Source organism: Achromobacter sp. (assembly GCF_057314935.1).
On the sequence record NZ_DBHKZA010000022.1, the window covers coordinates 8,786 to 33,248 of the forward strand.

Here is a 24,463-nt window from a genome sequence, read left to right on the forward strand (position 1 = left end):
GGTCTGCCCCAATCGGGGCCGCGCGGAGCCGGCTTCGCCGGTCCGCAGCGGCGCCCCCCTGGGGGGGAAGCGCGCAGCGCTTCGGGGGGGGGATTAATACAAGCCTTGCTGGCGCATCGCGTCGGCCACCTTCACGAAACCAGCGATGTTAGCGCCGTCCAGGTAGTTGACGTATTCGCGCTCGCTATGGCCGTGACGCACGCAGTTCTCGTGGATATCGCGCATGATGGCGTGCAGGCGGGCGTCGACTTCTTCGCGCGTCCAGGCCAGGCGTGCGGAGTTCTGGGCCATTTCCAGGCCCGACACCGCCACGCCACCGGCGTTGCTGGCCTTGCCCGGGGCGTACAGCACGCGGGCGGCGATGAAGGCCTTGGCGGCTTCCAGCGTGGCCGGCATGTTGGCGCCTTCCGCCACGCACAGCACGCCGTTCTTGATCAGCGTTTGCGCATCGGCCAGTTCCAGCTCGTTCTGCGTCGCGCACGGCAGCGCCACGTCGACAGGCACGTGCCACGGGCGCTTGCCGGCTTCGTACTTCAGGCCGAATTGCTGGGCATACGTGTCCAGGCGGCCGCGCAGGTCGTTCTTGATGTGCATCAGGGCGACCAGCTTCTCGTGGGTGAAGCCGGCTTCGTCCACCACGGTGCCGTTGGAGTCCGACACGGTGACGACCTTGGCGCCCAGCGACATGGCCTTTTCGATGGCATATTGCGCCACGTTGCCCGACCCCGAGACCGACACGCGCAGGCCGTCGAAGGACTTGCCGACGCGCTTGAGCATCTCTTCAGCGAAATACACGGTGCCGTAGCCGGTGGCTTCGGGGCGGATCAGGCTGCCGCCGAAGGTCAGGCCCTTGCCCGTGAAGACGCTGGCGGTGGAGTTCGACAGCTTTTTCATCATGCCGGCCATGAAGCCCACTTCACGCGCACCCACGCCGATGTCGCCGGCCGGCACGTCGGTGTCCGGGCCCAGGTGGCGATACAGCTCGATCATCAACGCCTGGCAGAAGCGCATGACTTCGGCGTCGGACTTGCCCTTGGGGTCGAAATCCGAACCGCCCTTGCCGCCGCCCATGGGCAGCGTGGTCAGCGAGTTCTTCAGTGTCTGTTCGAACGCCAGGAACTTGAGGATGGACAGGTTCACCGAGGGGTGAAAACGCATGCCGCCCTTGTACGGGCCGATGGCCGAGCTGTGCTGGATGCGGAAAGCGCGGTTGACCTGGGCGCGGCCCTGGTCATCGGTCCAGCACACACGAAACTGGATCACCCGTTCGGGTTCCACCAGGCGCTCAAGCACGGCGTGCTCGGCGTAGTGGGGGTGCTTTTCGATGAAAGGCCACAGGCTCAGCATCACCTCCTGGACGGCTTGCATGAATTCAGGCTGCTGCGGGTCGCGCGCGGCGACGCCACGCAGGAAGTCGTCCAGACTCTGCACTTTCAACATGATCTCCTCGGGGGTGCTTCGAACAGGTGCGGGTGTGCGCCGTTTTGGGGCGCGAATTATGGGTTCTGGTGCATTGTTCGCACCAGCATGGTGCGGAATTGTAGGGGTAAATTGTTGCCCTGCGCAAAGCCAGAAATGCCGCCATCACCTTGATATTTAAGACCTTTTTGATCGACGTTATTAGGGACGTATTAAATCATGGGGAACAGGGTTTACCGGGATGAAGGCGTGACCCAGGGGCATTAGCCTTGTATTTACAGGGAAAATGAATATGTCCCCATTTAATGGGCTGATTTCCGAAGGCTGCAAATTGGCGCATCCCTCAGGAAATATAGGCCTCGCGGCGGTATCCGGCTGTCCGGAGCCCCGTTCTTTCTCGTTTATACGTCCCCAATTAATTATTTGAGAAAGATCACCTGAATCAGAGTGGAATCAGACCTGGACGGCCGCCAGCGCTGCGCCCAAAGCCATCAAGATGGCGCCCACCACCCGGTCAGCGGTGCGTTGGTGGTCCAGCAGCAGGCGGCGCAGGATCACCGACGACACCGACCACGCCACCACGCTGAACCACACCCAATGTGCGAGGGACATGAACAGTCCGTAGCCGAACTGCTGGGGCAGCGGCGTGCCCGGCGCCACCACCTGCGTGTAGGTGCTGATGACGAACAGGGTGGTCTTGGGATTCAGCGCATTGGTCAGGAAGCCGCTGTAGAGCGCCTGCCAGGCCGAAATCGGGGGGCGCGCGGACAGGTCCCGGCTGACGGGCGTGCGGTTGAAGAAGGTCTTCCAGCCCATGTAGACCAGGTAGCAGGCGCCAGCCAGTTTGATGCCTTGCAGCACCGGCTGCGCGTAGTGGGCCAGCAGGCTCACGCCGAACATCGTGTAGAACACGTGGACCTGTACGCCCAGGGCGATGCCTAGCGCACAGACGAGGCCTGTGCGCCGGCCGAACAGGTAGCTGTATCGCGTCACCATCGCAAAGTCCGGCCCGGGGCTGATGACGGCAAGGACGGTGATAAGGGCAACGGCGATCAGTTCGGTCATGGCAGTGGCGGCGGGAAAGGCGCGCGACAAAGGCTTCGGAAGGGGCGCCCATTGTGTGGCGCTGGCGCGGCAATGAAAAACGATTTTTAATGGCTGATATCCGTCAGAAAAAATCACCTATTGCGATGAAACTTCCCCCTCTAGGTTCCTTGCGTGTCTTCGATGCGGCGGCCCGTCATGAAGCCTTCGGCCGGGCTGCCGAAGAGCTGCACGTCACCCATGGGGCCGTCAGCCGCCAGATCAAGCAGCTGGAGCAGGCGTTGGGGCTGGTCTTGTTCGAGCGCCGGAATCGGGCTGTTTTCCTGACCGATGCCGGCCGCCAGCTGCTGGTGCTGACGCGCAGCCTGTTCGAGCAGTTGGCGGCGGGTTTGGCCCAGCTGCGCCAGCCCGCCGCCGACGCGCCGCTGGTGCTGTCGTGCGAACCGACGATCGCCATGATGTGGCTGATTCCGCGCCTGCCCGACTTCCAGCGGGCGCATCCCGGCATCCAGGTGCATCTGTATGCGGCAGGCGGCCCGGTGGACTTCGCGGCGCAGGGCGTGGACGTGGCGCTGCGGCGCAACGATTTCGAATGGGACGCGGCCCTGCATGCCGAGCGCGTGTGCGAAGAATGGACGGGCCCGGTCTGCCGGCCCGGCGTGGCGGGCCGTTCAGGCGAGCTGGCGTGGAACGGCGCGGCGGCCCTGGGTAGCGCGACCCGGCCGGGCGCATGGCGGCAATGGGCGCAGGCGTCGGGCCACAAGGCTCCAAGCAAGGCCGGGCCGGTGTACGAGCATTTCTATCTGAGCCTGCAAGCGGCCGCGGCAGGCTTGGGCCTGGCCATCGGCTCGGCGCTGATGGTGCGGGACGCATTGCGCGACCATCGGTTGGAGGCGCCTTGCGGATTCATCCGCGACGGTTCGGCGTACTTCCTGCTGTCGCCTCGTCCGTACGGGGACGATCCGCGGGCGGCGGCGTTCCTGGCATGGCTGCGCCTGGAGGCTGCGGCGTCGTTGCCGGACACTGACGGCAACGACGCCGGGCCGGGTCAGAGCGTGGCGTCGTAGTCGATCGTCAGCGGCGCGTGGTCCGAGAAGCGCTCGTCCTTGTAGATGGCCACGTTACGGGCGCGGGCGGCGATGCCGGGAGTGGCGATCTGGTAATCGATGCGCCACCCGACGTTCTTGGCCCAGGCTTGGCCGCGGTTGCTCCACCAGGTGTACTGGTCGGGGCGGTCGTCGATGGTGCGGAACACGTCCACGAAGCCTCGCTTGTCGAACACGTCGGTCAGCCAGGCGCGTTCCTCGGGCAGGAAACCGGAATTCTTCAGGTTGCCCTTCCAGTTCTTCAGGTCGATTTCCTTGTGCGCGATGTTCCAGTCGCCGCAGATGATGAATTCGCGGCCGGTGGTCTTGTGCTCGTGCATCAGGGCGTCGATCCAGGGGCCGAAGCGGTCCAGGAAACGGTACTTGGCTTGTTGCCGTTCGTCGCCGCTGGAACCCGAGGGCAGGTAGGCGCTGATCACCGACAGGTTCTTCCAGTCGGCGCGGATGATGCGGCCTTCGGGGTCGAACTCTTCGCAGTCCAGCCCGACGTTCACGCGTTCGGCGGCGTCGCGCAGGTAGATGCCCACGCCGCTGTAGCCTTTCTTGACCGCGTGGTGGAAGTGGCCGGTATAGCCGGGCGGGTGGCGCAGATCATCGGTCAGGTCCGCGTCGGCGATCTTGATTTCCTGAAGGCAAAGGACGTCTGCGGCATGCTTGTCCATCCAGGGTTGCAGGCCCTTGCGGAAGGCGGACCGGATGCCGTTGAGATTGATGGACGTGATGCGCAGCAAAGCGAGACTCCTGTAGAGCGGCCGCGGGGGGCCGGAACAATGTCAGGAATTTAACCGACTCGGCGGCGGGGCCGGGCAATAGCCCTGACACCGGATAAAATGCCGGGGTTTGCCATCTACCGGATCCCCCTCGTATGCCCGCCGCCACCACTTCCGCCACCTCCCTCGATTTCGTCCGCTTTGCCCTGAACGAAGGCGTGCTGCGCTTTGGCAGCTTCAAGGTCAAATCGGGTCGGATCAGCCCCTATTTCTTCAATGCCGGCCTGTTCAACAGCGGCGGCTCGGTCGGCAAGCTGGCGCAGTTCTACGCGCAGGCGCTGCTGGATTCGGGCGTGGCATTCGACATGCTGTTCGGCCCGGCATACAAGGGGATCCCGTTGGCGACCGCCACGGCCGTGGCGCTGGCCGGCCACCCGGCCATGCAAGGCCGCGGCGACGTGCCGTTCGCCTACAACCGCAAGGAAGCCAAGGACCACGGCGAAGGCGGCACCCTTGTCGGCGCGCCGCTGAAGGGCAAGGTCGTCATCATTGACGACGTGATCACCGCGGGCACGTCAGTGCGCGAATCCGTGGAAATCATCCGCAACGCCGGCGCCGAACCGGCCGCCGTGCTGATCGCGATGGACCGCATGGAACGCGCCGGCCCGGACGATGCGCTGTCGGCGCATTCGGCCGTGCAGGACGTGGCCAAGACCTACGGCATCCCGGTGGTGGCGATCGCGTCGCTGTCGGACATCATGGCGTTGCTGCAAGACGACGCATCGTTCGCCGAAAACCGCGACGCCGTGCAGGCGTACCGGACGAAGTACGGGGTGAAGTAAGGGGTCAGGGGTAGGCGCCTTGTGGCGTCCAGCCCTAACCGTATCGAAGCGTCGGTTCCGCCAGACCGTGATGCCGTCCTAATACCTTGACGCCACATGCGCCGGCGGCGTCTGCCAGCTTTCGATCAAACGTTGCCAGATATCCGCCGTTTCTCAGTGCCAGTTCCAGATAGCTGGCGTCATAGGCGGTCAAGGCGTGCCGGCGGGCCAACAGGTTGATGGGTGGGATCCGGAAGGCCGCGCTGCTCAGATCCGGATATATCGGTAGCCGGTCCAAGAGCTGATCGAACGACGCCAGTTGTTCGTCAGAGGCGATGCGGCTTCGCGCCGCGCGCAGCATGCCATTTGCGATCTCCAAGTACCAAATGGGCGGAACCGCGTTTCTTGAATCGTGGGCGACTTCGAGCAGGTGGTCGGCCAGCCTGCTTTCCCGGGCATCGGCTCGCCCAAGTAGCCAGGCGAGCGTGACGGAAGCGTCCAACACCACGGTGATCGCAGTCATTCTCGCCCCTCGTCAATCCAGGAGCGGACGACGTCGTGGGGTACCGCAGCCGATCGCGGGAACAGCTTCATTTCTTCGATGGCGTCATGGGCGTCCAGCGTTGTCTCGGGAAGCGTCGGGGTCAGTCTTGCGCAGCGCACGCCATCAACGGTAATTATGAAATGTTGCCCCTTGCTGACGGCTAGCAGATGCTCCATGAACTGCTCCCGCAGCAGTTCATCGCTGATCTCGATGTATTTCATAGCTAAATCCTCCGCTCCGAAAAGTCGACCTCCCATTCTTCGCAAAAGAAAAGGCCGCGGCAATGTGCCGCGGCCTTTTATCAGCCTGATTCCCGACGGAACTGTCAGCTGTCGAGCTTCTGCTTGAGCAGGTCGTTCACTTGCTGCGGGTTGGCCTTGCCGCGCGCGGCCTTCATGATCTGGCCCACCAGCGAATTGAACGCCTTTTGCTTGCCGGCCCGGTACTCTTCCACGATGGCCGGGTTGGCGGCCAGCACCTCGTCGATCATGGCGCCGATGGCGCCCGTGTCGCTGATCTGCTTCAAGCCGCGCGCGTCGATGATGGCGTCGGCGTCGCCGCCGTTCTCGCCGGCCCACATGGCGCCGAAGACTTCGCGGGCGATCTTGTTGGAGATCGTGCCGTCGATGATGCGGCCGATCAGGGCGGCCAGCGCCGGCGCCTGCACCGGCGAATCGGCGATGCTCTTTTCGTCCTTGTTCAGGGCGGCGGCGACTTCGCCCATGACCCAGTTGGCGGCCAGCTTGGCCTGGCCCGCCGGCAGCGCGCGCGCCACGGCTTCGAAATAGGCGGCCAGATCGCGGCTGACGGTCAGTTGGGCGGCGTCGTAGGCGGGCAGGCCGAATTCCGATTCGAAGCGGGCGCGCTGGGCGGCCGGCAGTTCAGGCATGGCGGCGCGCACCTCGTCGACCCAGGCGGGCGAAATCACCAGCGTGGGCAGGTCGGGGTCGGGGAAGTAGCGGTAGTCGTGCGCGTCTTCCTTGCTGCGCATGCTGCGCGTTTCGTCGCGGTCGGCATCGTACAGGCGCGTTTCCTGCACGACGGTGCCCCCGTCTTCGATCAGTTCGATCTGGCGGCGCGCTTCATAGACGATGGCGCGTTCCAGGAAGCGGAACGAGTTGACGTTCTTGATCTCGGTGCGGGTGCCGAATTCCTTCTGGCCCACTGGGCGCACCGATACGTTGGCGTCGCAGCGAAACGACCCTTCCTGCATGTTGCCGTCGCAGATGCCCAGCCAGACCACCAGGCTGTGCAAGGCACGGGCGTACGACACGGCCTCGGCGGCCGAGCGCATTTCAGGCTCGGTCACGATTTCCAGCAGCGGCGTGCCGGCGCGGTTCAGGTCGATGCCGCTGGCGGGCGAACCGTTGGCCAGCGTGAAGTCGTCGTGCAGCGATTTGCCGGCGTCTTCTTCCAGGTGGGCGCGCGTCAGGTTGACGGTTTTCTCTTCTTCGCCGACGAAGAACGACAGCGAACCGCCCACGACCACCGGCAGCTCGTATTGGCTGATCTGGTAGCCCTTGGGCAGGTCGGGGTAGAAGTAGTTCTTGCGCGCAAAGACCGAACGCGGCGCGATCGTGGCGCCCACGGCCAGGCCGAAACGGATGGCGCGTTCGGCCGCGCCGCGGTTCATGACCGGCAGGCTGCCCGGCAGGGCCAGGTCCACTTCGTTGGCATGCGTATTGGGCGCGGCGCCGAATTCAGTGCTGCTGCCCGAAAAAATCTTGGAGCCGGTGGAAAGCTGGGTATGCGTTTCCAGGCCGATGACGATTTCCCAGTTCATGTCAGGCGTCCTGCTTTACTGGCGATTGCTTATGCCAGTCGGTGACTTGTTGGTAGCGGTCGGCGATGGCCAACAGGCGGCCTTCGTCGAAGTAGTTGCCGATGATCTGCAGGCCGACCGGTCGGCCCGAGCCGAAGCCGCACGGGATCGACATCGCGGGCAGGCCCGCCAGGCTGACGCCCAGCGTGTAGACGTCGGCCAGCCAGTCGGCGGTCGGGTCGTCGCGGTTGTCGCCGATGTTCTTGGCGACGGTCGGAGTGACCGGGCCCATGATCACGTCGCACTGGCCGGCGTAGGCGCGCTGGAAGTCCTGCGCGATCAGGCGGCGCAGGCGTTGTGCTTGCAGGTAGTAGGCGTCGTAATAGCCGTGCGACAGCACGTAGGTGCCGATCAGGATGCGGCGCTTGACCTCGCTGCCGAAGCCTTCGGCGCGCGAGCGGCTGATCATCTCGGTGAGGTCGCCGTACTGCTCGGTGCGGTGGCCGTAGCGCACGCCGTCGTAGCGGGCCAGGTTGCTGGACGCTTCCGCGGGGGCGATGACGTAGTAGGCGGGAATGGCCAGTTCGGTGCGCGGCAGCGACACCGGCACGCGCACGGCGCCCAGCGCTTCGAATTGGGCCAGCGCGGCTTCCACCGCGGCGGCCACGTCGGCGGCGAGACCGGCGCCGAAATACTCTTGCGGCACGCCGATGCGCAGGCCCTTCAGGGGCTGGCTGCCGGCGGCGTCGAACGCGGCCTGGGCCGAATCGAAGTCGCGGCGCACGCGGCCCGGCTCGTTGACGGCGGCGTCGCACTTTTCCAGGCTGGTGGCGTCGCGCGGATCGAACCCGCTGACGACATCCAGCAGTTCAAGCAGGTCGCGGCTGCTGGCGGCCAGCGGGCCGGCCTGATCCAGGCTGGAGCCGAAGGCCACCATGCCATAGCGCGAGACGGTACCGTAGGTCGGTTTGATGCCGCTCACGCCGCACAGGGCGGCGGGCTGGCGCACCGAGCCGCCGGTGTCGGTGCCGGTGGCGGCGGCCACCAGGCGGGCGGCCACGGCGGCGGCCGAACCGCCCGAGGATCCACCGGGCACGGCGGCGTGGTCCCAGGGGTTCTTCACGGCGCCGTAGGCCGAGTTCTCGTTGCCGGAACCCATGGCGAATTCATCGCAGTTCAGCTTGCCGATGGACACGGCGCCGGCCGCGCCCAGGCGCTCGACGACGGTGGCGTCGAAGGGGCTGACGTAGCCCTCCAGCATCTTGCTGCCGGCGGTGGTGCGCCAGCCGCGGGTCACGAACGCGTCCTTGTGGGCGATGGGAACGCCGGCCAGCGGGCCAGCCGAGCCATCGGCCAGGGCGGCGTCGGCGGCGCGGGCCTGGGCCAGCGTCAATTCAGCGTCAATATGTAAAAAGCAATTCAGGTCGCGGGCCGCGTCGGCGGCCGCCAGGGCGCTTTGCGCCAGTTCGACGGCGCTGACCTGGCGTTGGGCGAGGGCCGCGCGCAAAGCGGCGATCCCCTCGAATTGGGTGTGCAAGGCGGGTTTCGTCATGGCTCAGTCCAGGACTTTAGGGACCAGGAACAAGCCTTCCTGGGCGTCGGGGGCGTTGGCCAGCAGCGCCTCGCGGCGGGCTTCCGAGCTGGCCTCGGTCACGGCGTCTTCACGCAGGCGCAGCACGATGTCCTCATGGGCGGACAGGGGGTGGGCCAGGGGTTCGACGCCTTGGGTGTCGACGGCCTGGAGCCGTTCGATCAGGTGGAGGATGCCGTTCAACTCGGCCTGCGCAACGGTGCGCTGGTCGGGGGTCAGTTCGATTCTGGCCAGCCGGGCAATGCGGGCCACATCTGTGTCATTAAGCGCCATAGGGATTGCAAAATCGATAAGCGAAGGCCGAAGGGCGGGACTGGGCAGTATGTACGCGCCAAACCCGTTACAAAGCTTGAATAGCCTGCATTTATGCGCTATTTCCGGTGAAATTATAAGTTATGATTCACGGTTTAATCGCCGTGATGACAGGCGGACCCGACGTTTTTCGGGCCAAACGCCCCATGGCATGAACCCAATTCCCCCCAGAATTTAGCTGAGCTCCCATGTTCGGATTCCTGCGCAGTTATTTTTCCAGCGATATGGCGATCGACCTCGGTACCGCCAATACGCTGATTTACGTCCGCGGCAAGGGCATCGTGCTCGATGAGCCCTCCGTGGTCGCAATCCGTCATGAAGGCGGGCCTCACGGCAAAAAGATCATCCAGGCCGTCGGCCACGAAGCCAAGCAGATGCTTGGCCGAGTTCCCGGCAATATTGAGGCCATTCGGCCCATGAAGGATGGCGTTATCGCCGACTTCACGGTCACCGAACAGATGCTCAAGCAGTTCATCCGCATGGTGCACCCCCGCAACATGCTGGCGCCCAGTCCGCGCATTATCGTCTGCGTGCCCTGCGGCTCCACCCAGGTTGAACGTCGCGCCATCCGCGAATCGGCGTTGGGCGCAGGCGCGTCCCACGTCTTCCTGATCGAAGAACCCATGGCCGCGGCCATCGGCGCCGGCCTGGCCGTCTCCGATGCCAGCGGCTCCATGGTCGTCGACATCGGCGGCGGCACCACCGAGGTGGCGGTCATCTCGCTGGGCGGCATGGTCTACAAGGGTTCCGTGCGCGTCGGCGGCGACAAGTTCGACGAAGCCATCGTCAACTATATCCGCCGCAACTACGGCATGCTGATCGGCGAACCCACGGCCGAACTGATCAAGAAGGAAATCGGGTCCGCATTCCCGGGTTCCGAAGTCCGCGAAATCGAAGTCAAGGGCCGCAATCTGGCCGAAGGCGTGCCGCGCAGCTTCACGGTCTCGTCCAACGAGATCCTGGAATCGCTGACCGACCCCCTGAACCAGATCGTGTCCGCGGTGAAAATCGCGCTTGAGCAGACCCCGCCCGAACTGGGCGCCGACATCACCGACAAGGGCATCGCCCTGACCGGTGGCGGCGCGCTGCTGCGCGATCTGGATCGCCTGCTCCAGGAAGAGACCGGCCTGCCCGTCGTGGTGGCCGACGATCCCCTGACCTGCGTCGTGCGCGGTTGCGGCGAAGCGCTGGAACACCTTGAGAAACTGGGCGCCATCTTCATCAACGACTAATACCGCCCGCCAGCCCGGAGCCTCGCTTTTTCACGGCTCCGGCCGCTGCGGGAGCTACGGACGCGGGTGCCCGGGCTGAGATTCATGCAACGACAAGGGACCCCCCCCCTATTCAGGCGCGGCCCACCTGCGGAGGTGCGGCTGGTCGTTCTGGTCGTCCTTGCTTTGGCCCTGATCATCATGGATTCGCAATGGCGCATGCTGGAACCGGCGCGCCGTGCGATGTCCGTGGCGCTTTACCCCTTCCAGCGTGCCGTCATGGCGCCGCGCGACCTCGTCCAGCAAGTCAATGAGTGGGTCAACGCGGCCAACCTCATCCGCAGCGAAAACGAAGCCTTGCAGCGCCAGCGCATCGAACTGGCCCAGGTGGCAAGCCACGCGGCGCAACTGGCCGCCGAAAACGCGCAACTGCGCCGCCTGCTGGGCGTGACCGACACCGTGGCGCAATCGGCCGTGGTGGTCGAAGTCATGTACGAACCCACCAACGCGTTCACTCAGCGGCTGGTGTTCAACAAAGGCAGCAAGGCCGGCCTGGCGCCGGGCATGCCCGTCATCGACGAAGGCGGCGTGGTCGGCCAGATCGTGCGCGTGACGCCGATGACGGCCGAAGCCGCCCTGGTGACGGACGAGCAGGTCTCCATCCCCGTCCAGCTGCTGCGCAACGGGCTGCGCCTGATCGCGTTCGGCGGCAATTCGCCGGGCAAGATGGAAGTCCGTTACCTTGCCGCCAATGCCGACATCAAGGAAGGCGATACTATCGTTACCAGCGGCGTCGGCGGTTTGTTCCCTGCCGGCCTGCCCGTGGCCAAAGTGACCTCGGTCGAACGCGATACCGCCTCCGGTTTCGCGCGCGCCGTGTGTGAACCGCTGGCCCACCCCGAACGCTATCGCCACTTCCTGGTCTTGCAGGTGGATGTGGCCCGCGCCGAGTCCAACCGTCAGGAGGTCGATTCCGGTGGATCGGACTAATCAATCCCAGCCCAGGCGTCGCCTGGGCACTCCCAGCAACGTGCATCCCGACCGCCTGTCGGGGCCGGCGCACGGCGTTTTCGTCTGGGCCACGGTCCTGCTGGTATGGCTGGTTTCTCTCCTGCCGTGGCGCTTGTGGCAGGGCGCGCCCGACGTGCTCTTGCTGATCATCGCCTTCTGGTGCGTGCACGAGCCGCGCCGCGTGGGGCTTTTCACCGCGTTCTTCTTCGGCTTGCTGATGGACGTGCACGACGCGGGCCCGCTGGGCGAGCACGCCTTGTCGTACACGCTGGTCGCCTACGGCGCCGTCGTGCTGCATCGGCGCCTGCAACGGTTCGATCTCTGGAGCCAGGCGATGCACATGCTGCCTGTCTTCTTCATCGCCCGGTTCCTGACCCAGATCATCCACGCCTGGCTGGCCGGCAAATGGCCGGGCTGGGACTGGTGCATCAGCGTGGCCATCACGGCTGCCCTGTGGCCGTTGGCGGGCTGGGTCCTGCACTTGCCGCAGCGCGGTGCCGACGACGCCGAATCTTCCTCCGCCTGATGGCGGCGTCGCTTCATGTTTGAATTCAAGAAAACCGGCCAGCAGCAGAAGCAGCGCTTCCGCCTGCGCGCTTGGGTGGGCGGCGTGTTCGCCCTGGCGTGCTTCGGCGTGCTGGTGGGCCGGTTCTGGTATCTGCAGGTCGACCGCTACGAAGGCCTGTCCGAACGCGCCGACCGCAACCGCATCGCGGTCGTTCCCATCCCGCCGCGCCGCGGCGAGATCCTGGACCGCAACGGCGAAATCCTGGCGCGCAACTACCGCACCTACACGCTGGAAGTGGTGCCTGCCCACGCAGGCAACATGAACGAGCTGTTCGAACGCCTGACCGAAGTCGTCTACATCAGCCCCACCGACCAGCGGCGCTTCAAGCGGCGCGCGGCGGAGTCCAGCCGCTACGCCAGCTTGCAGCTGCGCAACAACCTGAACGAGACCGAGGCGGCGTGGTTCGCCGCGCACTCCTTCCAGTTCCCGGGCGTCGAGCTGCGCGCCCGGTGGGTGCGCGAATACCCGCAGGGCCTGTCGGCCGCGCACGTGGTGGGCTACATCGGCCGCATCGCCGAAGGCGATAACGAAGAGCTGGAACGCGCCGGCCAGTTGGGCAATTACCGCGGCACCGACGTCATCGGCAAGAAGGGCATCGAGAAGACCTGGGAAGAGCAGCTGCACGGCCGCACCGGCCTGGAAGAAGTCGAAGTCACTGCCGGCGGGCGTCCGATGCGCACGCTGCGGCGGATCGACCCGGTGCCGGGATCGGACATCATGCTGTCCATCGACCTGGGCTTGCAGAAAGTGGCTGAAGAGGCCTTCGAGGGCCAGCGCGGCGCGCTCGTCGCGATCGACCCCGACACGGGCGAAGTCCTGGCCTTTGTGTCGCAGCCGTCCTTCGACCCCAACCTGTTCGTGGACGGCATCGATGTGGACAACTGGCGGATGCTGAACGAATCGCCGGACCATCCGCTGATCAACCGCCCGCTGTACGGCACCTACCCGATCGGTTCCACGTACAAGCCCTTCGTGGGCCTGGCCGCCCTGGAACTGGGCAAGCGCCGCGCGACCGACCGCATCTCCGACCCCGGCTACTACGAGTTCGGCGGACAGAAATTCCGCAACGCAGGCGGCGCCGCCTATGGCATGACCGACATGCACAAGGCGATCGTGGTGTCGTCGGACACGTATTTCTATTCGCTCGGCCCCGAGATCGGCGTGAACGCGCTGCACGATTTCACCAAGCAATTCGGTTTCGGCCAGATCACCGGCATTGACCTGGAAGGCGAAAAGCGCGGCGTGCTGCCGTCCACCGATTGGAAGCGCTCGGCCTACAAGGACAAGGACCGCCAGCGCTGGTACGCCGGCGAGACCATTTCCGTGGCCGTGGGCCAGGGCTACAACGCCTTCACCTTGCTGCAGCTGGCGCAGGGCACGTCGACGCTGGCCAATAACGGCCTGTATCGCCGTCCGCATCTGGTGCACGCGGTGCGCGACCCGCGCACGGGCGTGGCCAAGCCCACCGAGTCCGCGCCCGATTACCGGATTCCGTTGAAGCAAGCCAACGTGGATGTCATCAAGAACGCGATGGCGGACGTGGTGCGGGCCGGCACGGCGCGGCGCGCCTTCGCCAACGCCCCGTACCAGGCGGCAGGCAAGACCGGCACGGCGCAGGTGTTCAGCCTGCGCGGCGGCCACTACCGCGCCAGCGCCATCGACGAACGCCTGCGCGACCATGCGCTGTTCATGGGGTTCGCGCCGCTGGAGCATCCCCGCATTGCCGTGTCGCTGATCGTCGAGAACGCCGGCTGGGGCGCCAGCGTGGCCGCGCCGGTCGCGCGCAAGGTGTTCGACTACTGGTTGGCCAAAGACCGGCAGGACAAGATCGTGCGGCCGGAACGGTCCGATCCGCTGGCCTCCGTTGAATCCATTACTTCCGACGTGGTGCGCCAACAATGAAGCGCCTGGGCCTTATCCTGCTACGCGTGTTCACGGCGTTCGATTGGCCGCTGCTGGCGATCCTGATGATGTTCGCGGCGTTGGGCCTGACCGTCATGCATTCGGCGGTGGGCGGCACCGACTGGCGCTTCGCGGAGCAGTCGCGCAATTTCATCATCGCGTTTTTCGCGATGTGGACCATGGCGCTGATTCCGCCCAAGTGGCTGATGAAACTGGCCTTGCCGTTCTATGTGGTGGGCGTGGTGCTGCTGCTGGGCGTGGAGTTCTTCGGTGAAACCAGCAAGGGCGCGACCCGCTGGCTGAACCTGGGCGTGACGCGCATCCAGCCTTCCGAGATGATGAAGATCGCCGTGCCGATGATGCTGGCCTGGTATTTCCAGCGCCACGAAGGCGCGGTGCGCATCCGCGACTTCCTGGCGGCTGCCGCGATGCTGGCGGCGCCGTTCGGCCTGATCGTGCTGCAGCCGGACCTGGGCACGGCGCTGCTGGTGTTCGGCGCGGGCTTCTTCGTGATCTATTTCGCGGGCCTGTCGTTCAAGCTGCTGGTGCCGGTGATGCTGGCCGGCATCATCGCGATCGGCACGCTGGTGTATTACGAAGACCAGCTCTGCGAGCCGGATGTGGACTGGGTGGTGCTGCATGACTACCAGAAGCACCGGGTCTGCACGCTCTTGAACCCCAGTTCCGATCCGTTGGGCAAGGGCTTCCATACGATCCAGTCGATGATCGCGGTGGGCTCGGGCGGCGTCTACGGCAAAGGCTACATGAAGGGCACGCAGACGCACCTGGATTTCATCCCCGAACGCACGACCGACTTCATCTTCGCGGTGTACGCCGAGGAATTCGGCCTGTACGGCGGTATCGCGATCCTGGTGCTGTACGGCCTGATGATGGCGCGCGGCCTGACGATCGCATCGCGCGCATCGTCGCAGTTCGGCCGTTTGCTGGCGGGGGCGCTGACGATGATGCTATTCATTTATGTGTTCGTGAACGTGGGGATGGTGACGGGGATCTTGCCTGTCGTCGGCGTGCCGTTGCCGTTCATGAGTTACGGGGGGACGGCGTTGTTTACGATGGGGATCGCGTTCGGGATCATGATGAGTATTAGCCGACATCGGTCGGTTAAGGCTTGATTGCTGGTTTCGGGCGGGCTGGTGGTTCCTTGGTCGTGCTGCGGGTGATGTGGTCTCGGTGCTTCGGATAGTGCTTCCCCTCGCTCGGAATCGTGCTTCGCCTTACCGGGAATTTTGCTTCGTAGGTCGCCCGTCGGCGTGGGCGACATGGCCACTCGCGCCCACGATTGCGGTCCGGAGCCTTCGCTCCGGACTCCCCCTTTGTCATCTTCGTACAGGCCTGCGGCCTTCCCTTCAGATTCCCTCGGGCGCATCGAGGTTGCTCGCGCCCATGTCGCCCACACCGACGGGCTCACGCCGTCTTGGTCTGGTGCGCTGCTGGACCTGTGCTCAGCGTCGAGATGTGCGTGGCCCGCCGATTGCGGCCGCGCGGGCGGCCGTAATCGGCATACGCGCTGTGCGTCGTCGGGGTGGTGATCGCTTGCGCGCTTGCGTGAGGTAGTGTGCTGATGTGTCCGTAATCATGGGGGGGTAGAGATGGGCGGCGCGCGGCAGGCAGCCCGTTGCGCATGTAGACCGTCTCGCGCGCGCCGCCCATCCGGCACGGGTGTTCAAGTGACGATTAGCGGCGGCCCATTTTCTTACCCGCACGCACTCCACCCATCGAACGAAGGCCAGCTTCCTGGCCTACAAGCGTAGAGCGGCCATCTTCCGACGCAAAACACCGCGTAAGCCCCCAAAGGCCGCCCGCGCGGCCGGCCGGGGGCGGGCACCGCAAGATCCTTCTCACCCCAATACCCTGTGCAAGAACCTTAAGCACACTACTCGTCCCAGCGGACGTCAGATTTCGACTATGCGAGCACGGCGCGTCTGGGGCCTGCGATGCGCGGGGAGTCGATAAGCCCGAGGGAATCTGAAGGCAGCGGCCGTAGGCCGCAACGAAGATGACAAGGGGGCAGTCCGGAGCGAAGGCTCCGGACCGCAATCGTTGACCCGCGCATCGCAGGCCCCAGACGTGACGGGCGCCTTAAGAACCCGCACCCGTCACAAAACAAACACGATCAACCCGGCAACGCGTCCGGAACACCCAGATCGGCTGCCAGCTTCTTTAAGCCATCCCAGATCCGGCTATCGAACTCCACCGAATCGGCGTTCACGGCGCGGTTGCGGGCTTCGTATTCGCCTGGATACTGCACAGCCTCGACACCCGGTTGCGGCTTGCACGCGTGCAGGTAGTCGATGAAAGCGCCGACTTCCATCGTTCGCCAGTCCGTGTTGAAGTCCACTTGCGGATCCAGCAGCAGCGCGAACATGTTGTTCGTCGCCACACCGATGCGCGGGTGTTCCGGCTGGATCGTGCCGCCGCCGGACAGGACGCCTGCCAGCAGTTCGGCCACCAGGCCCAGCGCGTAGCCCTTGTGCCCGCCGAACGGAAGCAGGGCGCCGGGCGGGTCGGTGAACAACGCGCCCGGGTCCGTCGTCGGGTTGCCGTCGGCGTCGATCAGTGATCCCGGGGGCGCCTGTTCTCCCTTGGCCGCCAGCACGCGCGCCTTGTTCACGGCGATGGAACTGGTGGCCATGTCGACGATGAAGGGCGGACGGCCGCCCGGCAGCGGGCCGGCGAAGCACAGCGGGTTGGTGGTCAGGCACGCCTGCGCGCCGCCGAACGGCGCGACGGTCGGCGAACGGTTGATCACGTTGGTGAAGGCCAGCAGGATCAGGCCCTTGGCCGCCACCATTTCCCCGAAATGGCCCATGCGGCCCAGGTGATGGCTGTGGCGCAGGGTCACGATGCATTGGCCGTGTTCCTGCGTGCGCTCGATGGCTTTTTCGATGACGACTTTGCCGACGTACTGGCCCAGGCCGTGGTGGCCGTCATAGGCCAGCATGGCGCCGCGGTCGTTGACCAGTTCGGGCCGGCCGTCCGGCTTGGCCAGGCCTTCGGACAGCACGCGCCGGTAGTTCGTCAGGATCGACAGGCCGTGGCTGGTGTAGCCCACCCGGTCGGACTCGACCAGGTGTTCGGCCACGTCGCGGGCGATGTCTTCGGGCACGCCTTGCGCCATCAGCACGCGGCGGCCGTATTCATTGGCTTGGGCAATGGAGAGTTTCATGATGCGTTCTCCTTAGAGCCAGCCGAGCCAGCGCCAGTACGTCGCGCCCATCACCAGCATCAGCAGGTAGCCCACGATGGTGACGATGATGCCGACTTTGGCGAACTGCTTGGCATTGAAGGTTTCCGTGCCCAGGCACACCATGTTCTGCGGCGCGTTGATGGGCAGGATGAAGCCGTAGCTGACGACGAAGCCCAGCAGCATGGTCATGCCCAGGCGGCTGAAGTCGCCCGGCAGCGTGGCCAGCACCGAGATCAGGATGGGCAGCATGGCCGAGGTCAGCGCGGTGGCGCTGGCGAATCCCAAGTGGATGACGATCAGGAATGCGGCAAGGATGGCGAAGATGGCCAGCGGTCCCAGGTGATCCAGCCCGGTGTGCGCCACGACCTGGTTGCCCAGCCATTGGCCCGCTTGCGTCGTCAGCAGGGCGGTGCCCAGGCTGATGCCCACGCCGAACACGATCACGGTGCCCCATGGGATGCGCGATTGCACGTCTTTCCACGTCATCACGCCAAAGCGCGGCAGCATCAGCAGCACCAGGCCGAAGTAGGTGGTCGAGGTGGTGTCGAACTTGTGCAGCTTGCCTTCGGTCGACCAGAACAGCAGCAGCATGACCGACACGGCCATCAGGCGCTTTTGGGCGCCCGTCATCGGGCCCAGCTCAAGCAGCGACTTTTCAACCGCTTCCTTGCCTCCGGCGATGCTGTCGCTTTCCGGGGGCAGCATCTTCAGCACGACGATGATCAGCACGGCCGACATGATCAGCGACCAGGGGGCGCCGGCGATCAGCCAGTCCGACCATGCCACGCGTTCGCCCAGCATCTTTTCCATGAAGCCGACCGTCAGCAGGTTCTGGGCGGCGGCCGTCTGGATGCCGACGTTCCAGATGCTGGTGGCTTGCGCCACGATGATCATGATGCCGGCGGCGATGTTCGAGCGCTTGTCCACGCCGAAGGCCGCGATGACACCCATCATGATGGGCACCACGGCCGCGCTGCGGGCTGTCGCGCTAGGCACGACCAGGCTCAGCACGATCGTCACGGCGATACATCCGATCAGGATGCGGCGCGTGCTGGTGCCGACTTTGGACAGGGTGACCAGCGCGATGCGCCGGTCCAGCCCGGTGAAGGTCATGGCGGCGGCAATGAACAAGGCGCCGGTGACCAGCGCCAGCGCCGAATTCGCAAAGCCGGTGAGCGCCATGCTGATGGCGGCCGACGTGCCGTAGAGCACGTTCGGGTCTTTGATTGTCGGAGCCGTGCCCAACAGGAAGGCCATCAGCGTCGTGATCATGATCGCGCTGGCTTCGTAAGACACGGCTTCGGTAATCCAGACCACCACGGCAAACGCCAGGATCGCCAGCATGCGGTGTCCCGCGACCGGCAGGTCGGCGGGCAGGGGCATCATCAGCACCCCGATCATCACCAGGATGCCGGCGACGAGTCCGATCGGTATTTTTGCTTTCTTTGGGGCTTGCGAGGCAGGGACAGCGGCTGGCGCAGTCATATCCATCTCCGGTTGAGGTCAAACTTCCGACACATTCCCCGCGAGCACGGGTTTATTCAATTCGATGTGTCGGTGCTACAGGATGATCGTGACGGCATTGAGGAAAACCCGTATTGATGTGGGTCAAACCGAAGAAGATTTGCGCTTGTGGAAAACCCATCTGGGGCATTATGCTCGTCCGCCCTCGTTGGTCGCAAGTCTTGGAATGTTGCGTAGATGCACACTAATTGTGCCGGGACAGCCAGGGTGGCCGCGACAGTTCTACGTTAATTCGTTCGTGTTATGGCGCAAATGCGCGGCTCAACCCAGCGTGAGCCGCAACTGCTCATCCAGGTGCAGCGTGGGCGCCACGCGCCAGCCGCTCTGCGCATAGCGCAGCCATCGGCCCAGCACCAGGTGCGTCAGCAGGCTGGCATGCGCGGCCACATTGGCGTCCGGGGCCAGGCCGCCGTCCGTGATGGCGATGCGCAGCGACTGCTTCAGCGACGTTTCGATGCGGTCATTGATATGGTTGATGCGCTCTTGCAGCCGGTTGTCTTCCGTCACCAGCGCGTCGCCGGTCAGCACCCGCGTCATGCCCTTGTTGCGTTCCGAGAAGGTCAGCAGCATGGAGACGGTCTTGTGCGCTTGCGGCACGCCATAGGGTTCGGCGGCGGCAATCTGGTTCACCAGCGTGAAGATGCTGGTTTCGATGAATTCGATCAACCCTTCGAACATTTGCGCCTTGCTGGCGAAGTGCCGGTAGAGTGCGGCTTCGGACACTTCAAGGCGCGCGGCCAGGGCGGCCGTGGTGATGCGGGCCGCATGCGGCTGCTCCAGCATCTCGGCCAGTGTCTGCAGAATCTGGGTCTTGCGCTCGCCGGGTTTGCTCGCCATGGAAGGGACTGCTCTCGCGCAGGCTTGACGGTGAATGGGGGGAGGAGCGCGCCGCTATCCCCGCAGGGGACGTCGGCGTAACAACAAATCACTGACGGAGTTTACCCGCAAGTCGACGTAGGCCGGGCGGTGCGAACGGCCGCGTGAAAAGGGCGTACCGGGGTGATAGACGTGCACCGTGCGCACGCCCGCCTGGCGCGCGCCGCGCAGGTTGGCCAGCGTGTCTTCCACCAGGACCGCGCGGTGCGCCGGCACGCCTTCGCGGGCCAGCACGTAGCGCAGCAGGGCGGGTGACGGCTTGGGCCGGAATTCGCCGTGCAGGCGCATGTGCTCGATGGCCCACAGGCTGTCGAACTGGCGCAGGATGCCCAGGCGGGACAGCACCGCGCGGGCGTAATGCAGCGGCGCGTTGGTCAACAGCACCTTGCGGCCGGGCAGTTGACGCAGCTTGTAGGCCAGCGCCTTTTCGGCGCGAACCAGCGGGTTCACGTCGAAGTCGTGGCTGCGGTGCAGGAAGTCGTGCGGGTTCACGCCGTGATGCCGCACCATGCCGATCATCGTGGCGCCGTAGCGCTTCCAGTACAGCCGACGCACGTCGTTGGCCGTGTCGATGTCCACGTTCAAGGCCTCGGCCACGGCCATCGTCATGCCGTGGTCGATCTTGGGGAAGATGGCGTGCGAGGTGTCGTGGAGCGTATTGTCCAGATCGAACAGCCACAGGCGTTCGGAAACGCCTGTGGCCATGCGGCGCGAGCGGCGCATGCGCACCGCCGGCCGCAACAATTGACGCTGGGCGCGCATCAGGCGCACCGCCGGCAAGGGATGGCAAGGCCGACCCGATCCGGGCCGTCCCAATACGGGCCGACCCAATTCGGGCGGTGCGGCGCCGGCTCCGCCGGTCCGCAGCAGCGCCTCCTGGGGGGAAGCGCGGAGCGCTGCGGAAGGGACATCAGTGCGAGCTGATCATCGTGCCGACGCCCTGGTCGGTCAGAATTTCCAGCAGCAGGCAGTGCGGCACGCGGCCGTCGACGATGTGCACGGAGTTCACGCCATTCTTGGCGGCGTCCAGCGCCGACGAGATCTTGGGCAGCATGCCGCCCGAGATCGTGCCGTCCGCGAAGAGCTCGTCGATCGTCTGGGCGGACAGGCTGCGCAGCAGCTTGCCGGCCTTGTCCAGCACGCCCGGGGTGTTGGTCAGCATCAACAGCTTTTCAGCGCCCAGCACTTCGGCCATCTTGCCGGCGACGACGTCGGCGTTGATGTTGTAGGCCGTGCCGTCTTCGCCATAGCCGATGGGCGAAATCACGGGGATGAACTGGTCGTCCTGCAAGGCCTTCACGACGGCCGGCTCGACCAGCGTGATGTCGCCCACGAAGCCGATGTCGATCGGTTCGCTGGGATTGTCCTTGTTGGCCATCAGCTTCTTCTGAGCCTGGATCAGGCCGCCGTCCTTGCCGGTCAGGCCCACGGCCTTGCCGCCGACTTCGTTGATCATCATGACGATGTCTTGCTGCACCTGGCCGCCCAGCACCCATTCAACCACTTCCATGGTCTCGGCATCGGTCACGCGCATGCCCTGGATGAAGGTGCCTTGCTTGCCGATGCGGCGCAACGCGTCGTCGATCTGCGGACCGCCGCCGTGGACGACCACCGGGTTCAGACCCACCAGCTTGAGCAGCACGACGTCGTGCGCGAAGCTGCGCTGCAAGCGCTCTTCCGTCATGGCGTTGCCGCCGTACTTGACCACGATGGTCTTGCCGTGGAATCGTCGGATATACGGCAGTGCTTCAGACAGCACAGCGGCTTTGACAGCGGGGGACGAAACGGCAGCAGGGTCGGGGGTGTCGGTCATGGCAGCTAAGTCGGCAAAATAAGTAAGAGTGGTTAGAAAAAATGCCTGCACAAAATCGCGTTCGGGACGCGGTAGCGCAAGCATACGACGGATTGTAGTACCCCCGCGTTTCATATGCCTAAAACCTATGTCCATATGCCCGACAAATAACCGGCATTCAGGTAAATTGGGGGCGTTTTCGAGAACGCGGCGCCCCGCAAAAGGGGGCGAATCCGCATCCGGGTGGACATCGGCCCCCATTTTTATCCCTATAAGAGGCAACACATGCGTTTGAACTTCGTCCGCGCTGCCCTCGCGGCATCGGCTTTCCTGGTGGCGGCCAATGCCGCTCATGCTGAAAAAGTGGTGGTGGGCGCGACCCAGGTGCCGCATGCCGAGATCCTGGAAGTGGTGAAACCGCAGTTGGCCAAGCAGGGCGTCGAGCTCGACATCAAGGTGTTCAGCGATTATGTGCAGCCCAACCTGCAACTGGTCGACAAGCAGCTGGACGCCAACTTCTTCCAGCACAAGCCCTACCTGGATTCGTTCAACAAGGACCGCAAGGCCACGTTGGTGCCCGTGGCGCTGGTCCACGTCGAGCCCTTCGGCGGCTACTCCAAGAAGATCAAGAGCCTGGCCGAACTCAAGGACGGCGCCACCGTCGCCATCCCGAACGACCCGTCCAACGGCGGCCGCGCGTTGGCGCTGCTGCAAAAGCAGGGCGTGATCAAGCTGAAGGACCCGTCCAACATCCTGGCGACTGCCGCCGATGTGGTCGAGAACCCCAAGAAGCTGAAATTCCGCGAGCTCGAAGCCGCGATGCTGCCGCGTTCGCTGGATGACGTCGACCTGGCGCTCATCAACACCAACTACGCGCTGGAAGCCGGTCTCGTGCCGACCAAGGACGCGCTGTTCATCGAAGGCGCCGATTCGCCCTACGCCAACATCCTGGTGACCCGCACGGACAACAAGGATGCGCCCGGCATCAAGAAGCTGGTCGATGCCCTGCATACCCCCGAAGTGAAGAAATTCATCCAGGAAAAGTACAAGGGCGCCGTGGTCCCGGCTTTCTAAGCCCGTTCACCGCGCTCTACCGCAAGAACCGCCCGCCTGCCGGGCGGTTTTTCTTTGGACGGTGGCAGCCAGGCGGCAGGGCAATGCCTTCGGCCAGGCAAAAAAAACCGCCCAAAGGGCGGTCTTCTTAGGCGGCAGAGGCTGCGGGCCTTAGCCTGCCGCCAGCGCCTTTTCCACGGTGGCGTGGAATTCGGCCACATCGTATTCGCCCAGATAGCGCTTGATGATGTGTCCCTGTTTGTCGATCAGGAACGCCGTGGGCGTCAGGCGGATGTCGCCGAAGGCGCGCGCGATGTCGCCCTTGGTGTCCAGCGCCACGGGGAAGGGCAGCTTGCGCTGTTCGGCGAAGTTCAGCACGAAGTTGGGCGGATCGTAATCCATGGCGACCGCCACGGCCTCGTAGCCCTTGGCGGCATACTCTTTATAGGCGGCAATGGTTTCCGGCATCTGCTTCACGCAGGTCACACAGCTGGTTGCCCAGAATTTGACCAGGACGACCTTGCCGCGCAGGTCCTGCATCGAGAAGGTCTTGCCTTCCAGCGTGGTGAACGTGACGTCGGGCGCCGTCTGGGCGGGGCGCCAGACGAACCAGGCGCCGATGCCGACCGCGACCAGCACGGCCAGGGCTACGATGGCTTTTTTCATTTGATGGGCATCGCTTCAACGCCATTGCTCGTGCCGGCCGCGTTGTTATCGCTGGGTGCTGCGCCGGCGCCGCTTTGAATGGGCGCTTTGGTTTCGGTGGAGGCGTCTCGGGTGCTGCTGTTGGACAGCCGGATCGCTTCTTCGCGGCTGATGGTCTCGAACAGTTTAACCACCTTGGCCACGCCACCCACGTCCGCAGTGGCGTTGGCGGCATACTCACCCTCGGCCTGCGTGACCTTGCCCATCAGGTAGACGACGCTGTGGTCGGTCGTCAGCGCGATGGTGCCGGACGGCACGTACTTGGTGTTGATCAGCGCAGTCTTCACCTTGGAGGTCAGCCAGGTGTCGTTCGAGCGGGTGCCGAACGAGGCGATCGGGCCCACATTCAGCTGGTTGATCACTTGTTTGACGTTCTCGACGCCTTGCGCGATGGCGGTTGCCTGGGATTTGGCTTCCTCGGTGGGGACGTCGCCCGTCAGCAGCAGGTGGCCGCCATAGGCCATGGCGTTGACCCGCGCGGTATCACCCAATTTCTGCGAGATCTGGCTTTGCGCCTTGAAGGCCATGTTCTGGTCTTCAAGCTGGATGCCTGACGTGCGGCGGTCCGTGACCACGACCGCCGTGGTGGCGGCGGCGCCGCCCACGATCAGCGGGGCGCAGGCCGCGAGCGAGAGCACCGCGGTGGACAGCGCGGCCGCGAGCATCAGGGGGCGGACTGCGGTTCTGACGTCAGAAATCATTCGGTGTCTCCAAGCAGAAGAGCGTCGATACCGTCGCACAGTGCGTGCAGCAGCAGAATATGGACTTCCTGGATCCGCATCGTGCGATCGCTGGGAACACATAGATGGACGTCCATGGGCGTAATGAGTTCCCCCATGACGCCGCCGCCCTTGCCCGTCAGGGCCAGCACGTGCATTTCGCGCGCACTGGCGGCTTCCATGGCGCGGACCACGTTGGGGGAATTGCCGCTGGTGGAGATCGCCACCAGGACGTCGCCGGCCTGGCCAAAGGCGTTGACCTGGCGCTCGTAGATTTCGTCGAAGCCGTAGTCGTTGCCGACGGCGGTGAGGATCGCGGTGTCCGTATTGAGCGCGATGCCCGCCAGCGGCAGGCGTTCGCGTTCAAAGCGGCCTACCAGTTCGGCGATGAAATGCTGTGCGTCCGCAGCGGATCCGCCGTTGCCGCAAGCCAGAATCTTGCCGTTGTTCGCCAGGGCGCCGAATAGCACGTCCACCGCCACTGCCAGCGGTTCGGCCAGGACGTTCATACTTTGTTCGCACGCAGCCATGGCGTCGCGAAAGTGCGACGTCATACGAGAGGTCATATCCATGGGAGCGATTATC

Annotated in this window: 24 protein-coding genes; 8 read left to right on the forward strand and 16 right to left on the reverse strand. The window is 64.7% G+C overall.

The genetic code is table 11. The annotated features are described in order from the left end of the window. Positions 1 to 93: 93 nt before the first annotated feature. Together gdhA and ACO6D5_RS10555 are read right to left on the reverse strand one after the other, a co-directional pair. Positions 94 to 1,440, reverse strand: coding sequence for an NADP-specific glutamate dehydrogenase (gdhA, locus tag ACO6D5_RS10550; protein ID WP_485825346.1), 1,347 nt, complete (start codon positions 1,438 to 1,440; stop codon positions 94 to 96). Between the two features lie 432 nt (positions 1,441 to 1,872). Beyond that, positions 1,873 to 2,484, reverse strand: coding sequence for a LysE family translocator (locus ACO6D5_RS10555; RefSeq protein WP_485825347.1), 612 nt, complete (start codon positions 2,482 to 2,484; stop codon positions 1,873 to 1,875). A gap of 125 nt (positions 2,485 to 2,609) precedes the next feature. Here ACO6D5_RS10555 and ACO6D5_RS10560 point away from each other — a divergent pair, with 125 nt between their 5' ends. Further along, positions 2,610 to 3,530, forward strand: a complete 921-nt coding sequence (locus ACO6D5_RS10560; protein ID WP_485825348.1) for a LysR substrate-binding domain-containing protein — start codon at positions 2,610 to 2,612, stop codon at positions 3,528 to 3,530. On the opposite strand, the gene ACO6D5_RS10565 is transcribed toward ACO6D5_RS10560, so the two are convergent. Then, positions 3,512 to 4,300: an exodeoxyribonuclease III gene (locus ACO6D5_RS10565; protein WP_006224753.1), complete on the reverse strand. Its 789-nt coding sequence runs from the start codon at positions 4,298 to 4,300 to the stop codon at positions 3,512 to 3,514. The genes ACO6D5_RS10560 and ACO6D5_RS10565 overlap by 19 nt on opposite strands. Positions 4,301 to 4,434: 134 nt before the next feature. Between ACO6D5_RS10565 and pyrE the strand changes: the two genes are divergently transcribed. Beyond that, positions 4,435 to 5,121, forward strand: coding sequence for an orotate phosphoribosyltransferase (gene pyrE, locus ACO6D5_RS10570; RefSeq protein ID WP_315845259.1), 687 nt, complete (start codon positions 4,435 to 4,437; stop codon positions 5,119 to 5,121). A 34-nt stretch (positions 5,122 to 5,155) separates the two neighbouring features. Here pyrE and ACO6D5_RS10575 read toward each other — a convergent pair whose 3' ends face one another. The 5 genes from ACO6D5_RS10575 to gatC form a co-directional block, all read right to left on the reverse strand. Beyond that, positions 5,156 to 5,623 carry a type II toxin-antitoxin system VapC family toxin gene (locus tag ACO6D5_RS10575; RefSeq protein ID WP_485825349.1) on the reverse strand — a complete coding sequence of 156 codons (468 nt, stop codon included), beginning with the start codon at positions 5,621 to 5,623 and terminating at the stop codon, positions 5,156 to 5,158. Further along, on the reverse strand, positions 5,620 to 5,865 hold the full coding sequence (locus ACO6D5_RS10580; protein WP_315845261.1) for a hypothetical protein: 246 nt from the start codon (positions 5,863 to 5,865) through the stop codon (positions 5,620 to 5,622). The genes ACO6D5_RS10575 and ACO6D5_RS10580 overlap by 4 nt, the downstream gene beginning before the upstream one ends. Before the next feature lie 104 nt (positions 5,866 to 5,969). Next, positions 5,970 to 7,427 (reverse strand): Asp-tRNA(Asn)/Glu-tRNA(Gln) amidotransferase subunit GatB, encoded by a 1,458-nt coding sequence (gene gatB / locus ACO6D5_RS10585; protein WP_315845262.1) that lies wholly within the window; start codon positions 7,425 to 7,427, stop codon positions 5,970 to 5,972. A gap of 1 nt (position 7,428) precedes the next feature. Beyond that, entirely contained in the window at positions 7,429 to 8,958 is a 1,530-nt protein-coding gene (gene gatA, locus ACO6D5_RS10590) for an Asp-tRNA(Asn)/Glu-tRNA(Gln) amidotransferase subunit GatA (RefSeq protein WP_315845263.1), read from the reverse strand. Positions 8,959 to 8,961: 3 nt separating this feature from the next. Continuing rightward, on the reverse strand, positions 8,962 to 9,270 hold the full coding sequence (gene gatC / locus ACO6D5_RS10595; protein WP_485825350.1) for an Asp-tRNA(Asn)/Glu-tRNA(Gln) amidotransferase subunit GatC: 309 nt from the start codon (positions 9,268 to 9,270) through the stop codon (positions 8,962 to 8,964). A gap of 227 nt (positions 9,271 to 9,497) precedes the next feature. Here gatC and ACO6D5_RS10600 point away from each other — a divergent pair, with 227 nt between their 5' ends. From ACO6D5_RS10600 to rodA, 5 genes are all read left to right on the forward strand, one after another. After that, positions 9,498 to 10,541: a rod shape-determining protein gene (locus ACO6D5_RS10600; RefSeq protein WP_006216320.1), complete on the forward strand. Its 1,044-nt coding sequence runs from the start codon at positions 9,498 to 9,500 to the stop codon at positions 10,539 to 10,541. Between the two features lie 84 nt (positions 10,542 to 10,625). After that, positions 10,626 to 11,510 (forward strand): rod shape-determining protein MreC, encoded by an 885-nt coding sequence (gene mreC / locus ACO6D5_RS10605; RefSeq protein WP_035213078.1) that lies wholly within the window; start codon positions 10,626 to 10,628, stop codon positions 11,508 to 11,510. After that, on the forward strand, positions 11,497 to 12,057 hold the full coding sequence (gene mreD / locus ACO6D5_RS10610) for a rod shape-determining protein MreD (RefSeq protein ID WP_035213076.1): 561 nt from the start codon (positions 11,497 to 11,499) through the stop codon (positions 12,055 to 12,057). The genes mreC and mreD overlap by 14 nt, the downstream gene beginning before the upstream one ends. 15 nt (positions 12,058 to 12,072) lie before the next feature. Continuing rightward, complete coding sequence (mrdA, locus tag ACO6D5_RS10615) at positions 12,073 to 14,001, forward strand: penicillin-binding protein 2 (RefSeq protein ID WP_485825351.1); 1,929 nt, start codon at positions 12,073 to 12,075, stop codon at positions 13,999 to 14,001. Beyond that, the gene (gene rodA, locus ACO6D5_RS10620; protein WP_315845266.1) at positions 13,998 to 15,134 is read left to right on the forward strand and encodes a rod shape-determining protein RodA; all 1,137 of its coding nucleotides are present in this window, start codon (positions 13,998 to 14,000) and stop codon (positions 15,132 to 15,134) included. The genes mrdA and rodA overlap by 4 nt, the downstream gene beginning before the upstream one ends. 1,001 nt (positions 15,135 to 16,135) lie before the next feature. On the opposite strand, the gene ACO6D5_RS10625 is transcribed toward rodA, so the two are convergent. The 5 genes from ACO6D5_RS10625 to argB all read right to left on the reverse strand — a co-directional run bounded on the left by ACO6D5_RS10625 (position 16,136) and on the right by argB (position 21,422). Beyond that, a complete protein-coding gene (locus ACO6D5_RS10625) occupies positions 16,136 to 17,188 on the reverse strand; it encodes an Ldh family oxidoreductase (protein ID WP_315847300.1) in 1,053 nt (350 codons plus the stop codon). Between the two features lie 12 nt (positions 17,189 to 17,200). Further along, complete coding sequence (locus ACO6D5_RS10630; RefSeq protein WP_035213074.1) at positions 17,201 to 18,694, reverse strand: DASS family sodium-coupled anion symporter; 1,494 nt, start codon at positions 18,692 to 18,694, stop codon at positions 17,201 to 17,203. 300 nt (positions 18,695 to 18,994) lie between these two features. Next, entirely contained in the window at positions 18,995 to 19,570 is a 576-nt protein-coding gene (slmA, locus tag ACO6D5_RS10635; protein WP_315847299.1) for a nucleoid occlusion factor SlmA, read from the reverse strand. 54 nt (positions 19,571 to 19,624) lie between these two features. Beyond that, complete coding sequence (locus tag ACO6D5_RS10640; protein ID WP_485825352.1) at positions 19,625 to 20,371, reverse strand: pyrimidine 5'-nucleotidase; 747 nt, start codon at positions 20,369 to 20,371, stop codon at positions 19,625 to 19,627. A 148-nt stretch (positions 20,372 to 20,519) separates the two neighbouring features. Next, positions 20,520 to 21,422, reverse strand: coding sequence for an acetylglutamate kinase (gene argB, locus ACO6D5_RS10645; RefSeq protein WP_315847297.1), 903 nt, complete (start codon positions 21,420 to 21,422; stop codon positions 20,520 to 20,522). A 264-nt stretch (positions 21,423 to 21,686) separates the two neighbouring features. Here argB and ACO6D5_RS10650 point away from each other — a divergent pair, with 264 nt between their 5' ends. Beyond that, entirely contained in the window at positions 21,687 to 22,475 is a 789-nt protein-coding gene (locus ACO6D5_RS10650) for a MetQ/NlpA family ABC transporter substrate-binding protein (protein ID WP_315847296.1), read from the forward strand. Positions 22,476 to 22,625: 150 nt separating this feature from the next. Here ACO6D5_RS10650 and ACO6D5_RS10655 read toward each other — a convergent pair whose 3' ends face one another. The 3 genes from ACO6D5_RS10655 to ACO6D5_RS10665 are packed head-to-tail and all read right to left on the reverse strand — an operon-like array spanning position 22,626 to position 24,450. Then, positions 22,626 to 23,120, reverse strand: a complete 495-nt coding sequence (locus ACO6D5_RS10655) for a peroxiredoxin family protein (RefSeq protein WP_006224738.1) — start codon at positions 23,118 to 23,120, stop codon at positions 22,626 to 22,628. Continuing rightward, positions 23,117 to 23,860, reverse strand: a complete 744-nt coding sequence (locus ACO6D5_RS10660; protein ID WP_315847295.1) for a BON domain-containing protein — start codon at positions 23,858 to 23,860, stop codon at positions 23,117 to 23,119. Before ACO6D5_RS10660 ends, ACO6D5_RS10655 begins: the two co-directional genes overlap by 4 nt. After that, positions 23,857 to 24,450, reverse strand: coding sequence for a phosphoheptose isomerase (locus ACO6D5_RS10665; protein ID WP_006224736.1), 594 nt, complete (start codon positions 24,448 to 24,450; stop codon positions 23,857 to 23,859). The genes ACO6D5_RS10660 and ACO6D5_RS10665 overlap by 4 nt, the downstream gene beginning before the upstream one ends. Between the last annotated feature and the right edge of the window lie 13 nt (positions 24,451 to 24,463).

Excerpts from the sequence above, each read along its gene's own strand:
- ACO6D5_RS10560 (WP_485825348.1), top strand. The coding sequence starts at position 2,610 with ATGAAACTTCCCCCTCTAGGTTCCTTGCGTGTCTTCGATGCGGCGGCC.
- ACO6D5_RS10625 (WP_315847300.1), bottom strand. The coding sequence starts at position 17,188 with ATGAAACTCTCCATTGCCCAAGCCAATGAATACGGCCGCCGCGTGCTG.
- slmA (WP_315847299.1), bottom strand. The coding sequence starts at position 19,570 with ATGGCGAGCAAACCCGGCGAGCGCAAGACCCAGATTCTGCAGACACTG.
- ACO6D5_RS10660 (WP_315847295.1), bottom strand. The coding sequence starts at position 23,860 with ATGATTTCTGACGTCAGAACCGCAGTCCGCCCCCTGATGCTCGCGGCC.
- ACO6D5_RS10600 (WP_006216320.1), top strand. The coding sequence starts at position 9,498 with ATGTTCGGATTCCTGCGCAGTTATTTTTCCAGCGATATGGCGATCGAC.
- pyrE (WP_315845259.1), top strand. The coding sequence starts at position 4,435 with ATGCCCGCCGCCACCACTTCCGCCACCTCCCTCGATTTCGTCCGCTTT.
- ACO6D5_RS10630 (WP_035213074.1), bottom strand. The coding sequence starts at position 18,694 with ATGACTGCGCCAGCCGCTGTCCCTGCCTCGCAAGCCCCAAAGAAAGCA.
- mreC (WP_035213078.1), top strand. The coding sequence starts at position 10,626 with ATGCAACGACAAGGGACCCCCCCCCTATTCAGGCGCGGCCCACCTGCG.
- ACO6D5_RS10580 (WP_315845261.1), bottom strand. The coding sequence starts at position 5,865 with ATGAAATACATCGAGATCAGCGATGAACTGCTGCGGGAGCAGTTCATG.
- mrdA (WP_485825351.1), top strand. The coding sequence starts at position 12,073 with ATGTTTGAATTCAAGAAAACCGGCCAGCAGCAGAAGCAGCGCTTCCGC.
- ACO6D5_RS10655 (WP_006224738.1), bottom strand. The coding sequence starts at position 23,120 with ATGAAAAAAGCCATCGTAGCCCTGGCCGTGCTGGTCGCGGTCGGCATC.
- gatA (WP_315845263.1), bottom strand. The coding sequence starts at position 8,958 with ATGACGAAACCCGCCTTGCACACCCAATTCGAGGGGATCGCCGCTTTG.
- ACO6D5_RS10575 (WP_485825349.1), bottom strand. The coding sequence starts at position 5,623 with ATGACTGCGATCACCGTGGTGTTGGACGCTTCCGTCACGCTCGCCTGG.
- rodA (WP_315845266.1), top strand. The coding sequence starts at position 13,998 with ATGAAGCGCCTGGGCCTTATCCTGCTACGCGTGTTCACGGCGTTCGAT.
- gatC (WP_485825350.1), bottom strand. The coding sequence starts at position 9,270 with ATGGCGCTTAATGACACAGATGTGGCCCGCATTGCCCGGCTGGCCAGA.
- argB (WP_315847297.1), bottom strand. The coding sequence starts at position 21,422 with ATGACCGACACCCCCGACCCTGCTGCCGTTTCGTCCCCCGCTGTCAAA.
- gdhA (WP_485825346.1), bottom strand. The coding sequence starts at position 1,440 with ATGTTGAAAGTGCAGAGTCTGGACGACTTCCTGCGTGGCGTCGCCGCG.
- ACO6D5_RS10665 (WP_006224736.1), bottom strand. The coding sequence starts at position 24,450 with ATGGATATGACCTCTCGTATGACGTCGCACTTTCGCGACGCCATGGCT.
- gatB (WP_315845262.1), bottom strand. The coding sequence starts at position 7,427 with ATGAACTGGGAAATCGTCATCGGCCTGGAAACGCATACCCAGCTTTCC.
- ACO6D5_RS10650 (WP_315847296.1), top strand. The coding sequence starts at position 21,687 with ATGCGTTTGAACTTCGTCCGCGCTGCCCTCGCGGCATCGGCTTTCCTG.
- ACO6D5_RS10640 (WP_485825352.1), bottom strand. The coding sequence starts at position 20,371 with ATGCGCGCCCAGCGTCAATTGTTGCGGCCGGCGGTGCGCATGCGCCGC.
- ACO6D5_RS10555 (WP_485825347.1), bottom strand. The coding sequence starts at position 2,484 with ATGACCGAACTGATCGCCGTTGCCCTTATCACCGTCCTTGCCGTCATC.